Origin of the sequence: Chryseobacterium sp. SG20098, assembly GCF_031844745.1 — a bacterium.
In the GTDB taxonomy this organism is placed as follows: domain Bacteria; phylum Bacteroidota; class Bacteroidia; order Flavobacteriales; family Weeksellaceae; genus Chryseobacterium; species Chryseobacterium cucumeris.
In genome coordinates, this window is sequence record NZ_CP134622.1 from 3,655,006 (window position 1) to 3,669,699 (window position 14,694).

At 35.1% G+C, this 14,694-nt stretch carries 15 protein-coding genes; 8 read left to right on the forward strand and 7 right to left on the reverse strand.

The window, feature by feature from the left end:
• The first annotated feature begins 100 nt into the window (after positions 1–100).
• The 6 genes from RHP76_RS16720 (at position 101) to pth (ending at position 5,205) form a co-directional block, all read left to right on the forward strand.
• The gene (locus RHP76_RS16720) at positions 101–922 is read left to right on the forward strand and encodes a hypothetical protein (protein WP_062673368.1); all 822 of its coding nucleotides are present in this window, start codon (positions 101–103) and stop codon (positions 920–922) included.
• A complete protein-coding gene (locus tag RHP76_RS16725) occupies positions 922–1,749 on the forward strand; it encodes a hypothetical protein (protein WP_311228622.1) in 828 nt (275 codons plus the stop codon). Before RHP76_RS16720 ends, RHP76_RS16725 begins: the two co-directional genes overlap by 1 nt.
• Positions 1,750–1,757: 8 nt before the next feature.
• Entirely contained in the window at positions 1,758–2,495 is a 738-nt protein-coding gene (locus RHP76_RS16730; protein WP_311228623.1) for a hypothetical protein, read from the forward strand.
• 151 nt (positions 2,496–2,646) lie between these two features.
• A complete protein-coding gene (locus RHP76_RS16735) occupies positions 2,647–3,522 on the forward strand; it encodes a hypothetical protein (RefSeq protein WP_120232514.1) in 876 nt (291 codons plus the stop codon).
• A 99-nt stretch (positions 3,523–3,621) separates the two neighbouring features.
• The gene (locus tag RHP76_RS16740) at positions 3,622–4,554 is read left to right on the forward strand and encodes a hypothetical protein (protein WP_062673376.1); all 933 of its coding nucleotides are present in this window, start codon (positions 3,622–3,624) and stop codon (positions 4,552–4,554) included.
• Positions 4,555–4,641: 87 nt separating this feature from the next.
• On the forward strand, positions 4,642–5,205 hold the full coding sequence (pth, locus tag RHP76_RS16745; protein ID WP_311228624.1) for an aminoacyl-tRNA hydrolase: 564 nt from the start codon (positions 4,642–4,644) through the stop codon (positions 5,203–5,205).
• Positions 5,206–5,301: 96 nt separating this feature from the next.
• On the opposite strand, the gene RHP76_RS16750 is transcribed toward pth, so the two are convergent.
• From RHP76_RS16750 to RHP76_RS16770, 5 genes are all read right to left on the reverse strand, one after another.
• The gene (locus RHP76_RS16750; RefSeq protein WP_311228625.1) at positions 5,302–6,225 is read right to left on the reverse strand and encodes a hypothetical protein; all 924 of its coding nucleotides are present in this window, start codon (positions 6,223–6,225) and stop codon (positions 5,302–5,304) included.
• A gap of 245 nt (positions 6,226–6,470) precedes the next feature.
• Positions 6,471–7,106 (reverse strand): carbonic anhydrase, encoded by a 636-nt coding sequence (locus RHP76_RS16755; protein WP_034691487.1) that lies wholly within the window; start codon positions 7,104–7,106, stop codon positions 6,471–6,473.
• Between the two features lie 51 nt (positions 7,107–7,157).
• The gene (locus RHP76_RS16760) at positions 7,158–8,750 is read right to left on the reverse strand and encodes a SulP family inorganic anion transporter (RefSeq protein ID WP_062673382.1); all 1,593 of its coding nucleotides are present in this window, start codon (positions 8,748–8,750) and stop codon (positions 7,158–7,160) included.
• Positions 8,751–8,897: 147 nt separating this feature from the next.
• A complete protein-coding gene (locus RHP76_RS16765; protein WP_062673384.1) occupies positions 8,898–9,197 on the reverse strand; it encodes a hypothetical protein in 300 nt (99 codons plus the stop codon).
• Positions 9,198–9,218: 21 nt separating this feature from the next.
• The gene (locus RHP76_RS16770) at positions 9,219–9,887 is read right to left on the reverse strand and encodes a carbonic anhydrase (protein WP_114819851.1); all 669 of its coding nucleotides are present in this window, start codon (positions 9,885–9,887) and stop codon (positions 9,219–9,221) included.
• 377 nt (positions 9,888–10,264) lie between these two features.
• On the opposite strand from RHP76_RS16770, the gene RHP76_RS16775 reads away from it, so the two are divergent.
• Both RHP76_RS16775 and RHP76_RS16780 read left to right on the forward strand, forming a co-directional pair.
• Entirely contained in the window at positions 10,265–11,398 is a 1,134-nt protein-coding gene (locus RHP76_RS16775) for a helix-turn-helix domain-containing protein (protein ID WP_311228626.1), read from the forward strand.
• Positions 11,399–11,518: 120 nt separating this feature from the next.
• Complete coding sequence (locus RHP76_RS16780) at positions 11,519–12,124, forward strand: DUF2306 domain-containing protein (RefSeq protein ID WP_183037426.1); 606 nt, start codon at positions 11,519–11,521, stop codon at positions 12,122–12,124.
• A gap of 11 nt (positions 12,125–12,135) precedes the next feature.
• Here RHP76_RS16780 and RHP76_RS16785 read toward each other — a convergent pair whose 3' ends face one another.
• Both RHP76_RS16785 and RHP76_RS16790 read right to left on the reverse strand, forming a co-directional pair.
• Positions 12,136–13,629, reverse strand: a complete 1,494-nt coding sequence (locus RHP76_RS16785) for a phosphoethanolamine transferase (protein ID WP_288444075.1) — start codon at positions 13,627–13,629, stop codon at positions 12,136–12,138.
• A 504-nt stretch (positions 13,630–14,133) separates the two neighbouring features.
• Positions 14,134–14,688 carry a serine O-acetyltransferase gene (locus RHP76_RS16790; RefSeq protein ID WP_120232519.1) on the reverse strand — a complete coding sequence of 185 codons (555 nt, stop codon included), beginning with the start codon at positions 14,686–14,688 and terminating at the stop codon, positions 14,134–14,136.
• Positions 14,689–14,694 lie beyond the last annotated feature (6 nt).

The window sequence follows — 14,694 nt, forward strand, 5'->3', positions numbered from 1 at the left end:
TATTATTAATTCTATGTTCTAATGTGTTTATTTCTATAGGTTTATAGATGTATAACTGGAATTTTTTGGACTTCGTTGCTTAACTTTGCAGTCCTTAATTATGAAAACAATTATACATTGCTGCGTGGCTGGACTTTTTTCGTTCTACGCTAACGCACAGGTGGGAATAGGTACTGCAAAACCCAAATCTGTTCTTGATGTGAACGGAAAAACCACCTTAAGAAAAGAACTTAGAGTAGGCGGTAGTTCAACTCAGGCTGGAGATGCCGGGTTGAATGGCCAGGTTTTGGTTTCTCAGGGTGAGGGTTTGCCTCCTGTGTGGAAATCTTTGAATGTTTCCTTTATGGAAGAGGGACAGTATAAGCTGATTAATTCTTATCTGTCATCGGATCAAACGGGTATTAATTCACTTACGGATGGTATCGCTGGTGATGGTGTCTACACCAACAATGTTGGAGATAACATTAATGATATCACAAAAGGCAACTGGAAAAAAATAGGCGGACTCGACAATACTTTTACCATCAAAAATGGAAAGAACAGACTTACCTATCAGTTCCAGACAGGTATTGAAATGAAAGCAGCTTCTTCTACAACAATACAGAATGTAAGATTTGCTTGTGGCGTTTTCAGAAACGGTGCATTGGTAGCGGTACGTCCGGATAGAATAGCTTCTAACAACAACAGTGGAAAAGCGGGTCTTCAGGATTATATCTTTACTCTTAATTATACGGAGCAGAACGTTCCTGTAGGGGTTCATAATATTGAAATTGCATGCAGAAAGATTGATACATCAAGCTCTACTTCACAATTTACAATTGGACGAAATGTAGAAGCCTCCAATGGTGCTTCCAGTGCTTTTACATTGGAATCTACGATGAAAATGGATGTTATCGAATACGTGAGTTATAAAAACAACTAATGATGAAAAAACTATTATCAACGCTGCTTCTTAGCATAAGTCTTTTGGCAACGGCTCAGGTAGGAATAAAAACAGAAGCCCCAAAAGCAACACTTGATGTAAACGGAGACGTTAATTTCAGAAATAAAATTGCTGTCCAGAATGCTACTGATAATTCATTATTTCAAGGAAATAATGATCAGCTGTTAGTTTCGCAGGGAGAAGGCTTTGCTCCTATCTGGAAATCACTCCGTATTCCTGAATACGAACCCAATAAATTTTACCTTATATACAATAATTCCTTTTCAGATAAAGTAGGGATTACTTTCTCTTCTTCAGAAAACTCTTCGGTAAGCATGGACTCAAGAGGAGGTACTTTTACGAAGGGAAAGCAGTATATTACACTTACAAATTTTAAGAAAATAAACGGACTTTCACAAACCATCACCGTTTACAGTACACAAAGTAAGGCTTATTTTCAATTTGAAACTGTGGTACAGGCAGATTTTGGGGGAGCAGGAAGTACAGACAATTCCATAGATTATGCATGCGGTATCTTTGTGGATGGTAAACTGGTCAACCTGAGACAGAGAAACCTAAAGGCTATTACCACTTCATATCCTTTCCTTACTCATACCCAGATCGGAATTGTAGATAATCTTTCCCAGGGAAATCATTCGGTTTACGTTGCCTGTACAAGACTGGGTTCTTATGGTGCTTCGGGTGCGGGAAATACCCTTACTATAGGTACTAATGTGTATAGCAATATCAATAGCTTTATATCACAGTCTTCTCTTAAAGTTGACGTATATGAAGTTCCGGAAGTATTTAATACCATTATAAACTAAGACGGATTATGAAAAAAATATTATTTGTAACATCATTTTTATTAGCTGTTGCAACAAATGCCCAAGTGAGTATTAATACTCCTAATCCGACTAACATGCTGGATGTAAACGGAGATCTTAATATCAGAAAAGAATTAAGAACAGGAGGAACTGATGTATTAAAAGGGTCTGCCGGAGCGGCTGGTGATATATTTCACAATAATACTGATTTAGGTGCCAAAGACTGGAAAGCCATTAAAATTGCAGATGGACAGGGTAGTATGTCTGTGTTTTCCATCAATACAGTTTCTGATAAAGTTGGAGTGAGTTTTTCTGGAAGTAGCGGGGCAACCAACCCTTATACTGACGGGGAAGCCCTGACTGGAGGCTGGACTGTAATTCCTGGAACTGTGGATACATTCTCCGTAACCAATGGTACGAATAAGGCTACCTTCTCATTTCAGACGACGATTCAGAAAACAGGAACAAATTCTGCGAGTTTTGCCTGTGGAGTTTTTGTTGATAACGCCCTTAGAGCAGTGAGAACAGATGTGTTATTGGGAGACAGCGGTGCTTATAAGATTTTTAATCTTAATGCTACTCTTACTAATCTTACTCCTAAGAATCAGTATTCTGTTAAAGTAGCCTGTATAAAAAGAGCTATTTCCGGAACAACTCTTGGGATAGGAAGAGCTGTTGATACTGCCTTTCTCAACAGCGATATGTCACAGTCTGTTTTGACAACATCTATATTGCAACCTTATTAATTTTCATCATCATACAATAATAGGAAATCTAAAAACGTTATGTTTTTAGATTTTTTTTGTTTATTAACTCTATTTCTTGTGAATTTGTTCGGATAAAGTAAAGTGTATTATCGAAAATTGAATTATATTTGGACAAGCTAAAAAATTCTATATGGTAAAAAACTATTTTTTTAAAATATTTGCCGGTATTGCTTTTCTTGGGCTGCTGACAGCATGTAATACAACTTCAGATCCCACAGAATCCATCCCGAATCCTGATGAAGGAACTCCTCCTAAAAAGATTTTAACGAAGGTTAGCTCGAATAATGTTTCTCAGGAAGAATATGTTACAACAGCGGTAACCGGAGATCTGCAGACCGCAGTATCTAAAGATGAATCTTTTACAGGAAGTGCTTACTATACGGGAACAGTAACATATACCAACAAAAATATCACAAAAATTAAATATGTAAGTTCAGCAGCATCCAGCCTTACTTATGAATTTAATATTGTTCCTGACGCTACAGGTAAAAAGATTTATAATGCTACTTCTACAGCAACGGGGGCAACTCCATCTGCTTCTGTTGTAAGCGACTATACATTTACCTATGATCCGGTTAACAGCAGACTTACTAAAATTCTTGAGAAGAGAAAAGAAGGAGGAATCAGTGCCTATAACAAATTTATTGATTATTCTTTTGTATATAATGGAGAAAATCTGATTCAGGTTGTTCGCTCCAAAGGTCTGTTGGATATCAATGGAAACCCGAATATGAGTACAGCAGTAATAAGCAAGTTTAGTTTTCAGAACTATGACGCTCAGAAAAGCCCGTATTATACACTGCCGTCCGTGTATTTCATCACGCGAAGTCTGATCGATCCTGCTCAATTCTATAAAATATCTCCGAACAATCCTACTTCTATGTTTATAGAATTGCCATCACCAGCTACTCCTGTTAATACCTCTCAAAGTTATTCTTATGATAATCAAGGGTATGTAGTTGTTGAAAAAAATCAGAATGTAACTTTTACCTATAAAAACTTATAGAAGAAATATAGTTATTAATCTTACCAGAATATAAATAATAATATAATATTTAGGCAAAAAAAAATTATATTTGTCAAAAAAATAATCAATTACAAGGAAATGAAGCAAATTTTCTATTTTATTTTACTCATCGCAGGTTTTTCCTCAATACATTCCTGCAAGGATATGCTGGATGAGGATGGAAATCCATTATTGGATCTTAACAATACAGGAGGCTTAAGCGGCCCCAGAGCATTATACAGAGAAATTACAGATAAAGATACGATCGCAGAATATCAGTACAGCGGACTTCTTGTGACTAAAGTTATCACAGACAGTGCTTCCATCACTGATATTATGTACAGTGGTGATAAAATCAGTCAGATTAATTTTAACGGTTTCCTTGATCTTGACGGAAACGGAAAACTAGATAAAGACAGTGTATCATACACTCAATTGTTCACTTATGCAAACAATAACAAACTGCAGCTGATTTCTGAAAACCGTTCAACCTTCAGAAGAACTCCGCCTGTAATACCTGGAGGACCTGTAGGACCACAGACATTATTGAAAAAAGAGAAAACTGCTTATCAGGTTAAATACAGTACTGCTACAGGAAAACTGGATTCAATTATTATGAGAAACGGACCGGATGTTCCGGGAGCTCCGCTTAACTTCACAGATTATTCTAAAACAGGTTATACTTATGTAGGAGACAATGTATCTAAAGTAGTAAGATACTACGGGACAATGACTGGTGGATCGTTTGGTGCTGTTACAGGAAAATATAGCTACGAATATTATGCCTATGATGAGCAGGTAAGCCCATTCACATTGCTGCCACACGTATATAAAATTTCAAGATTATTATCTACGATAATCAATGATAAAGAAAGTCTTATCTTATCTCCAAACAACCCTAAGAGATGGTCTGTAACAGATCTTACGCCACCGATTCCAACACCGATTGTGAAGAGTACCAATTACGTTTACGATCCTCAGACTTACATGACAAAAGGATATGGCGTTAATTACATCTATAAACCACAATAGAAGAATTTTTTTAACAATATTCAAACTCAATCTTTCTTAAGATTGAGTTTTTTATTTTTTATACCTTAATTTTGCAAAAAATTTCTGATGAAATATTTAATTGTCGGGCTTGGTAACAAAGGCTCTGAATATGAAAATACACGACATAATATAGGATTTAAAGTAGCTGAGAAAATAGCGGAAACCCTTGAAGTATCATTCAATACCTCCAACTTTGGCTGGCTGGCAGAAGGAAAGCACAAAGGCAGAAAAGTTTTTGTTCTGAAACCGGATACTTATATGAATCTTTCCGGTAATGCAGTGAAGTACTGGATGCAGAAAGAAAATATTCCCTTGGAAAATGTACTGATCATTACCGATGATCTGGCTTTGCCTTTTGGGACTTTAAGAATGAAAGGAAAAGGATCTGATGCCGGACATAATGGGCTTAAAAATATTAATGAAGTATTGCAGACTCAAAATTATGCAAGGCTGCGCTTCGGAATCTCTGCAGATTTTACGGCAGGAAGACAGGTAGATTATGTTTTAGGAACATGGAATGACGAAGAATCAGAAAAGCTTCATGAGAGAATTGAAACCTTTTCTAAGGCTAGTCTTTCATTCGTATTTGCCGGATTGAATAATACAATGTCTGCATTTAACGGAAAATAATTCCAGAAAGTGATAAAAGAGAACTGAAATTAGAATATAGCTTATAAAATTGAATGACTGGCTTGTTTGTAAGGTAGTCATTTGTTTATATGTTTTTTAAAATTTTTCTGCTGGTTTTATAATTAATTTATCTTCTTTCCTGATAAATACCCACACCCAAGGAATGAATGATAATAAAAAAGATACAATACTATTCTGCATAAATATTTCATTTGCTGAAGGGTTGTTTTGAAACTCAAATATCGCTTGATTAATGGTGAGCCCTTGTTTTACCAATAAAGCAATTACAGTAATAACATTGGCTATAAATATGCTTACAATATTTGTGAAGAAGATAATATATCTTGTCAGTTTTCCACGAAATCCTTTGAAATAATCATAGCCTAAAAAACCAAGAAGAGCAATAACAAATGCCATTCCTGAGGAAATTTCTCCTAAATATACAGCAAGTATGACCCAAAGTATAATGGCAGGAATTGAAAAAACAATGGCTCCTAAAAATCCTGTCAGATAATTTTTCTCTTTTGAAATTCTTGTCTTTTCTATTTCATAGAATTTATCATCTGTCTGTTGAAAACAATGATCACAAAGGAGTATACCAGTATGGTTAAGGTCGTAATAGCGAATACTTTCATTTGTTTCACAGCTATGACAATGGTTTTGCTCCGGCACATTGAGTTTTTTTAACAAACCAACCACAAAGTCAAACAAAGCATAAACAGTGCTGATTTTAGTAGGCATTATATTTTCTGTGAATTTGAAAAAAATAGTATTTTCTCTAATTTCAAAGAGGGTAAATCTTAATTTTTTTCTGTTTCCCGTTAACTCTGTTTTGATTTGTTGTCTTTGTTCCTCTGTTAAATTCCCAGTTGTTACTGAAACATATTTGTATTGAGGAGTATGTATTATACTTGCGTCTGAAACATTGAAAAAATAGCCTTTGTAAAGTCCGAATACCTTATGGCTTGTTTTATGCCATCCAAGGTCTCTGGCTATTTTTTTTGCTTTGGGAAAAATCATACTTTTTTGAGTTGGTAGTCATGGTTTATTGAGGTGTTTTCTCGAGAGCACGAATATATAATTATTTTTAGATAATTAAAACAAACCCTTTTAAAAATGAAATATATTGCGGTTTAACCTAGTTTATTGATAAAATAGGTTTATAATTATCTTATTTTATGATGATATATAATAAAACATAAATGCCACCGGATTCCGATGGCATTTTGTGTAAATTATAATTGAATTTTAAAGAGTTTTACTTCTTATAACCAGGTTACTGCACCTGTTTCAACATCATAGTTGGCTCCAACGATTTTAATTTTACCCTCAGCTTCAAGGTTTTTAAGTGTTGAACTTTGCTTGCGGATATCTTCAATCGCACTTTTTACGTTTTGATGATTAAGCCTTTCAAGAAGTGAGCTGTTTTTTGATGAACGTTCTTCATTCTCTTCAATGATCTCATTGATGATAGGGTTGAAGTGATTGATCAGGTGGTTCAGGTTATCCATTCCCAGTCCTTCAATTTGTGCAGCGTCAAGACCTCCTTTTAAAGCCCCGCACTTGGTGTGTCCTAAGACTACAATAAGCTTAGAACCCGCAACATTACAACCGAATTCCATAGATCCCAGAATATCCTGGTTCACAAAGTTACCGGCAATTCTGATACTGAAAACATCTCCTAATCCCTGATCAAAGATAAGTTCTGCAGAAGTACGGCTGTCTATACAGCTTAAAACTACTGCAAAAGGCCATTGTCCTTCACGTGTTGCATTCACTTGCTCAAGAAGGTCTCTGTTTGCCTTAAGGTTGTTTACAAATCTCTGATTTCCCTCTTTTAAGAATTCTAATGCTTTCTCAGGAGTAATAGTTGACTGTGTTTCGTATGTATGTGCTTTCATATTTTTATTGTTTTCGAATTTAAAGTTAAAAAAATTAATTAATTATTGGGATTACATGGCTCTTTTGTGAGTAACCAAAATGTGGGAATCCTCACTTCTCTCGTAATCTCTGTATGAAGTTTTAAAGCCTATCAGTTCTACATTGATGTCTTGTTCCTTTGCACGGATATTGGCAAAATCCTGAATCATTTCCAGTACATCGGTTGCAATGTAGGAAGTGCTCTTCGCATCAATAATAACTGTAGAGTTGGGTTTTATATTTTTAAGTGTTTTTTTGATGGCTGCCTTATTTAAAAATGATACTTCTTCAGCAAGTTTAATATTGATCCCATCTGCATCATCCAGTCTTTCTCTGCTTAAATAATAAGCTCTTTTCATATTTCCTTGCAGAATATAGAAAACGGAGATCATAAGACCAATTCCTACACCTTTTAACAGGTCTGTTGCCACTACTGCTACAACAGTTGCCACAAATGGAATAAACTGGAATTTTCCTAAGTGCCAGAAATGTTTGAAGGTTGCCGGCTTTGCCAATTTATACCCTACTAGGATTAATACCGCAGCTAATGTTGCCAATGGAATTAAATTTAAAATAACAGGAATAGAAAGTACACAAATTAATAGGAATACCCCGTGGATAATAGTCGACATTTTTGAGGTTGCTCCCGCATTAGCATTGGCAGAACTTCTTACTACCACGGAAGTCATGGGAAGACCACCTATAAAAGAACTTACAAGGTTTCCGATTCCCTGAGCCTTAAGCTCAAGATTGGTATCTGTAATTCTTCTTTGTCTGTCTAATCGGTCCGAAGCCTCAATACAAAGTAAAGTTTCAATAGATGCTACAATGGCAATTGTTGCTCCTACGATCCATACTTTTGGATTAGTGAAACCATTAAAATCCGGAGTGGTGATCAGATTTTTAAAATCATCAAAAGACTGTGGAACCGGTAAAGAAACCAAATGTTGAGTTTCGATAGCCAGAGAACTTCCGGACATCTTAAAGAGCTGATTTAAAAGAATACTTACAATTACGGCAACCAATGCACCCGGAAGCATTTTCATCCTTTTCAGTACATGGATTTTGTCCCATGCGATAAGGATCGCTACAGAAATTAAAGTAATAACAATGGCACCCGGATGGATCGCTCCAAATAGTTCAGTAAAATATCCGAAGTTCAGACCATTATCAAAAATAGATTCATGGCCTTCATAATCTTTGTCAAATCCTAACGCATGTGGAATCTGTTTTAAAATAATAATGATTCCTATGGCAGCCAGCATTCCTTCAATGACGTTATTCGGGAAATAGTTGGAAATACTTCCGGCTCTTACAAACCCTAAAACCAATTGAATAAGTCCTGCAATAATCCCTGCACAAAGAAAAAGTTCAAAGGCGCCAAGATCTGTTATTGCTGTTAAAACGATAGCTGTGAGACCTGCAGCAGGCCCTGAAACTGAAATATTTGAATTACTGATGATTCCTACTACCAGGCCGCCAACGATACCGGAAATAATACCGGATAATGGAGGAGCACCTGATGCTAAAGCAATTCCTAAACACAACGGAAGTGCTACTAAAAATACCACGAGTCCTGAAGGAAAATTTTCCTTGATTCCTCCTATTAATGATGTCTTTTTCATAATGTGAAGCTGTAAAGTATAACCGGCTTATTTGTTTTAAATAAGTCAATTATAAAAAGTTGAGAAAAAATAATTTTTAAAGTACATGTGTATCCGATATCACAAAATGATATGGAAATGGTATCAAAAAAATCTAACTATAGGAGTTTACGCTTCCGGAGGAGGGGAAAATATAGTAAGTAAGGGAGAAAGATGAAAAGAATCATCAATCAGAACAAAAGACACACCCTGAACATCTGTTTCTGAAAACTTCAGATAATCGAATACATCTAAAGGTTTCGGAATGGTCTTTTCGTAAACAATGAATGAGGATGGGTGAGAATGAGGCTCTTCTTCATTGATTATTATATTCGTTCTCGCAATATCCCAGCCCGCAACAGCAGCAATGCTTGGCAGCGCTGTAAAATTCAGAAAAAACGTTAATACAATAATACTCCAGAATTTCATTTTACATTCTTTTTAGAAAAACTATTTAGTCTTTCTGCTCATCACCCAATCCGAACCTGTAAGATTATAGATCTTTTGGATGTCTTTTAAGATTTTCTCAAAATCAATCTCCAGATCAATGATTTTACCTGTTCTAAGGTCAAATACCCAGCCGTGAACAATAGGATACTCTTCTAAAATGTATCTTTCCTGTACACAGGCCATTTTGATTACGTTGATGCACTGCTCCTGAACATTAAGTTCTACAAGTCTGTCATAACGCTTGTTTTCGTCCTGAATAGAATCCAGTTCTGCCTGATGTAATCTGTAAACATCACGGATGGTTCTCAACCATGGATTCAATAATCCCAGATCCTGAGGAGTCATCGCTGCTTTTACACCACCACAGTTGTAATGTCCACAAACAATAATGTGTTTCACTTTCAGATGTTCTACAGCGTATTGAATAACTGCTGTGGAACTCATATCTAAAGTATTAACAACATTGGCAATGTTTCTGTAAACAAATACCTCTCCAGGTTTGGCTCCCATCAACTCTTCTGCGGTAGCTCTGCTATCTGAACATCCTATATAAAGATAATCCGGATGCTGAGTTTTAGCAAGTTCATGGAAGAAATTTGGATCTTCAGCTACTTTGGACTCTACCCATTTTTTATTGTTTTCGAAAATAACCTTGTACGATTGTGACATAATTTTAAAATGTATAATTATTTATTTCGTTTAAATTATTTCCAAAATCAATAGACTAAATCAATAATTATGCAAAAATATACTTTTTGTTAAATAATAAATCACTTTTAACAAAGTTTAATATTAAAATATGCTTAAAATCATATCTAATATTCCGATATGCTTTATCTTACAGCTATTGGGATCTATAAGGAAATCCAAACGTTTAAAAAACCAGGATAAAATTACGAAGTATAAATTAAAATTTATGGTTTGTGAATTAAAATATTCTTAATTATTTAGGTAGTCTCCATTGTTTCTTTTGAAATACTTAATAAAAAGACTTTGTGTATGCTAAAAAATGAATAATTTAAAGCTCTTATTAATCCCTCTATCTGATGCCTGATTTTGGTCTGCAATCTTTACCATCGGTATTCTATCTGGCAGGAGTCTTTATCGCCTGTTTCTCTTCATTTCTGATTGTTGGAAAACGTAAAAAGATAACAGCTGATTATGTTCTGGCAGCCTGGTTTCTGGTGATAGGAATACATCTTATCTTATTTATTCTATTTTTTTCCGGAGGCTATATAAAGTTTCCTTATTTTCTGGGCTATGAAGTTATTTTTCCCTTTATTCATGGCCCAATGTTATATATTTATGTTCTCTGTGTTACAGGGAAAGCACCGGGAAAAAAGACCTGGCTGCTACATTTTGTTCCTGTTCTGATTGTCTTTTTCATGCTATTTAAACTATTGATGTTGTCACCATGGGAAAGACTTGCCATTTATCAAAGCGGAGGCAAACAATATCAATTAATAAGCAATGTTATCAAATACATGATGATATTATCAGGAGTATTATATATTGCATTAAGTTTTTTTGCTGTCAGAAAATATACGCAAGAGATTTCTGACCAATATTCAAATACAGAGAAGATAAATCTCAGCTGGCTCTATTATCTTATTGCTGGATTAGCTTTGATATGGGTTGCAGTGATCATTAGAAATGATATACTTATTTTTTTCATAGTTGTTCTGTTTAGCGTAGCTGCTGCATATTTTGGCATCAGTCGTGTTGGAATTCTGAACTTGCCTGTAGCAGAAGGTATAGTAAATGAAAAAGAAACAAACGAAGAAACGGTAAAATATCAGAGGAATTCTCCCGGAGAAGATGTTATCATGGCTGTTTACGAAAAGCTTGTGAAGAAGATGGAGAAAGAAAAATTATATAAAGATCCCGAACTGAATCTGAATTATACTGCTGCCTTACTGGAGGTTCATCCTAATATCCTTTCTCAGGCAATTAATTCCATTGAAAATAAAAATTTTTATGATTATATCAATCGTCAGAGGATTGAAGAGTTTAAAAGGATTGCAGTACTTCCTGACAACGGAAAGTATACTATTCTTTCACTAGCTTTTGAGAGTGGCTTTAATTCTAAAACGTCATTTAACCGTAATTTTAAAAAATATATGAACTGCTCACCCAGAGAATTTCTAAAAAGCCAAAGCATAGAGATTAATATGGAATGATTTGCTGGTGAATTGGGCAAGAGGTTTATTTATAATGATTTATAAACATGTTCCACCTTTCATTTTGGAACAATTGGACCTTTTATAATCCTCATTTTTACAGAAAAATAATCGGGTATTATGAAAAAAATATTATTTGTGATGATGGGAGTACTGGCATTACTGATTGGAGCTTATCCTCTTATTTATGCCTTCTTCGAATCTAAATATACTTTTCTGGGTTCGAAATCTCCTGAATTACTCCACAGTATGATCTGGAAAACAGCATTTTTCACCCATATTACTTTCGGAGGGCTGGCTCTTTTTGTAGGCTGGCGTCAGTTTGGTCGTTCATTTCGGACTCAATACATGAGAATCCACCGGAATATCGGAATGTTTTATGTAGTTGCCGTGACACTAAGTTCTGTTTCAGCTATTTATATGGGATTTTATGCCAATGGAGGGCTGGTTTCAGCGATGGGGTTTATCTGTTTAGGATTGATCTGGTTACTAACAACTCTTGCTGCCTTAGCAGAAATAAGGAAAGGAAATATTATCAGACATCAGCAACTGATGACTTATAGTTACGCCTGTACCTTTGCTGCAGTAACATTGAGATTATGGCTTCCCTTACTAAAAAATATTACAGGAGATCCCATGCTGTCTTATCTTGTCGTAGCATGGCTGTGCTGGATTCCAAATTTGTTAGTTGCTTATTTTATCAATAAAAAAACAGTTGCAATATAAGAGAATAGGCTTTACTCTGGCAGTGTGTTATAATCCATACTTTTCATTTCCAGGTTCAGGTATTTATTTCCTTCATTCTTATAATGTAGGGGCGTTTCAAGACCCATATATTTCATAATCAGAGGGTAGATATAAGTGGTTTGGGTCTGCTTGGTTTCATGTCCTGTAATTCTATAGTTGGCAGGTACTTTATCTCCAAACCAAACAAAAAACGGTACCTGAGTAGATTCCTTAGAGTCTACGTGCAATAATTTGTCCCCTTGTATTTTAAGCCCATGATCTGAAGCATAGATGACTACGGAATTGGTATTTTTCAGCGTACTGAATATATTTTTGAAAACGTAGTCCGTGTATTTGATAGAGCTGTCATAACAATTCAGATCACCGGAGTTCCAGTTAGAAGGAAGTCTGTTGCATGGATTAGGGTGACTTCCCATAATATGAAGAACTACAAATTTATCTTCCTTCTTCTGAATAACTTTTTGAAGCTCAGGAACAATTACTTCATCATAGCCGTTTACCCACTTTTTATTTTTAGACATGGAAGCGATGGCTGTAATTCCTCTTGCGCTTGCCTGTGTACTCAGCCAGAAAGAATTGTATCCGCTTTGATTCGCCATATTGATGATATTATAGGATAGTTTATCATAACGATATCTGAATTCATCAGGATGGATACTGGACAACATCAGCGGGACACTCAGGTTGGTGATGCCGGCAGGAGAAATAGCATGGTCAAAAATCATCATATTTCCTGCCTGCTCATCCGTGTAAGGAGTTGTTTTCTTGTTATAGCCATATAATGACATGTTCTGCTTTCTCTCAGACTCTCCAATGATGAGAATTACATTTTCTATTCCTGGCTGTATTTTTTTGATATTAAAAACCGGAACATTCTTTTTTATTGCGTTGATATCTCTCTGTATATTCAAAGCGGTATTGAAATCAGATAAATGATAGTATACATTCTTAATCATCCTGCCTCCTCCTTTATTACTTATATAGGTATGTTTAAGGTGATATCCGAATGGTAAAACAAGCCACAGTAATGCTATAATGATAAATTTAGCATCAACCTTAACTATATTTTTTTTAAGATAATCCACCGAGTACATTACCATTCCCAGAAAAACGAAAAACAAAATGCCCGGAAGAATAAACATATAAGACATGCTCATCGCTTCATCCGGATTAGATTCCAGAATACTGATAGCCATTCCTACATTAAATCCGGAATGATAAATAAGAAAACAGGATACCGATATCAGAAAGTTAATGCTTAATAATAAACAGAGAATAACAGCAATTACAGACGTATACTTATTCTTAAAAAGCAATGCATTAAATACCAGAAACGAACAAAACATAATTCCATACTCAAAAATATTCCGGATACTGTCCATTTTTTCAGCTCCGAAAAGATTATCAAAGATGTAAGGGAATGAGATCAAAAAACCTGTCAGGTATATTATAATGAGAAGAATGGGAACTATCTTTTTGAACATGGGTGTATATATGTTTCTGTGCAGTTAAAATAAATTTTTATATTATCTTCTTTAAAGTTTTTCTGAATACGAGCCTGCGGAATATCAGAATCATGGAGTGCATGAAAAGAATTAATATCAGATAATAATTCTTATATATTGCAGGTATTGTCAACTCAAAAAGAAACTTTTGAAGTTAAGTTGTTACAGTTTGTAGCGGTCGTTTTTCCGTATTATAGAGTTGACTGTATAGGTAGGAATGGAGAGAATTGAATTTGCATTTTTTTCATCAAAAATTATTTTTTTAATTAGTAATAAACTGGAGTTGTGTTTTTAATATTAAGCGATTTTTTTCAAAACAAGTTGTATCGAAGGATAGATGTCATCCGGATAATAAAATGGGATATTTTACATGAAATTGGATGATGGTGTATCCGTTTTATAATCAAACAATACAATTTTTTCAAATGTACACGAAATTACCGATAAATACAAGTAGAATTTTTATGATAACTATTGGAGTTCCTATACTTTACGGTTGATATAATCCATCGTAGCATTGGCGGTAGGGATAATTTTAGCAGGGTTGCCTATGACAACAGAATTGGAAGGAACATCAAAATTGACATAAGAATTGGGAACAATCAGTACATTATTTCCAATAGTGATTCCTCCTACAATAACGGCATTGGTACCAATCCATACTTCATCACCAATAACCGGATATCCTTCATTTTTTCCACGGTTTTGTTGTCCTATCGTAACGCCATGGGCGATGTTGCAGTTTTTTCCGATCACTGTTTTAGGATTGATCACAAGGCTTCCAAAATGCCCTAAATAAAAACCTTCACCAATCTGAGTCTCAGGATAAATCTGAAAACCATATTTGATCTGATAATGTCTCAGGATAATCCTCCAGAAAGTATTCAGAAGAGGGGTTTTCTGATACTTCTGTGCTTTTCTCAGAATGTAAACAAAGTGGAGATTGGGATTGATGCACTTTTTCCATATCTGAAAAGTGGAAAGCCATTTTCCGCTTTCCCGGTAAAAGTCTTTTTGAATGATTGAATAATCAGCCATCGTCAA

Bases quoted from the DNA above. Each gene is read 5' to 3' on its own strand.
- RHP76_RS16750 (WP_311228625.1), bottom strand. From the start codon at position 6,225: ATGATTTTTCCCAAAGCAAAAAAAATAGCCAGAGACCTTGGATGGCAT.
- RHP76_RS16725 (WP_311228622.1), top strand. From the start codon at position 922: ATGATGAAAAAACTATTATCAACGCTGCTTCTTAGCATAAGTCTTTTG.
- RHP76_RS16765 (WP_062673384.1), bottom strand. From the start codon at position 9,197: ATGAAATTCTGGAGTATTATTGTATTAACGTTTTTTCTGAATTTTACA.
- RHP76_RS16755 (WP_034691487.1), bottom strand. From the start codon at position 7,106: ATGAAAGCACATACATACGAAACACAGTCAACTATTACTCCTGAGAAA.
- RHP76_RS16780 (WP_183037426.1), top strand. From the start codon at position 11,519: ATGAAAAAAATATTATTTGTGATGATGGGAGTACTGGCATTACTGATT.
- RHP76_RS16775 (WP_311228626.1), top strand. From the start codon at position 10,265: ATGCCTGATTTTGGTCTGCAATCTTTACCATCGGTATTCTATCTGGCA.
- RHP76_RS16740 (WP_062673376.1), top strand. From the start codon at position 3,622: ATGAAGCAAATTTTCTATTTTATTTTACTCATCGCAGGTTTTTCCTCA.
- RHP76_RS16770 (WP_114819851.1), bottom strand. From the start codon at position 9,887: ATGTCACAATCGTACAAGGTTATTTTCGAAAACAATAAAAAATGGGTA.
- RHP76_RS16730 (WP_311228623.1), top strand. From the start codon at position 1,758: ATGAAAAAAATATTATTTGTAACATCATTTTTATTAGCTGTTGCAACA.
- RHP76_RS16785 (WP_288444075.1), bottom strand. From the start codon at position 13,629: ATGTTCAAAAAGATAGTTCCCATTCTTCTCATTATAATATACCTGACA.
- RHP76_RS16735 (WP_120232514.1), top strand. From the start codon at position 2,647: ATGGTAAAAAACTATTTTTTTAAAATATTTGCCGGTATTGCTTTTCTT.
- RHP76_RS16790 (WP_120232519.1), bottom strand. From the start codon at position 14,688: ATGGCTGATTATTCAATCATTCAAAAAGACTTTTACCGGGAAAGCGGA.
- RHP76_RS16760 (WP_062673382.1), bottom strand. From the start codon at position 8,750: ATGAAAAAGACATCATTAATAGGAGGAATCAAGGAAAATTTTCCTTCA.
- RHP76_RS16720 (WP_062673368.1), top strand. From the start codon at position 101: ATGAAAACAATTATACATTGCTGCGTGGCTGGACTTTTTTCGTTCTAC.
- pth (WP_311228624.1), top strand. From the start codon at position 4,642: ATGAAATATTTAATTGTCGGGCTTGGTAACAAAGGCTCTGAATATGAA.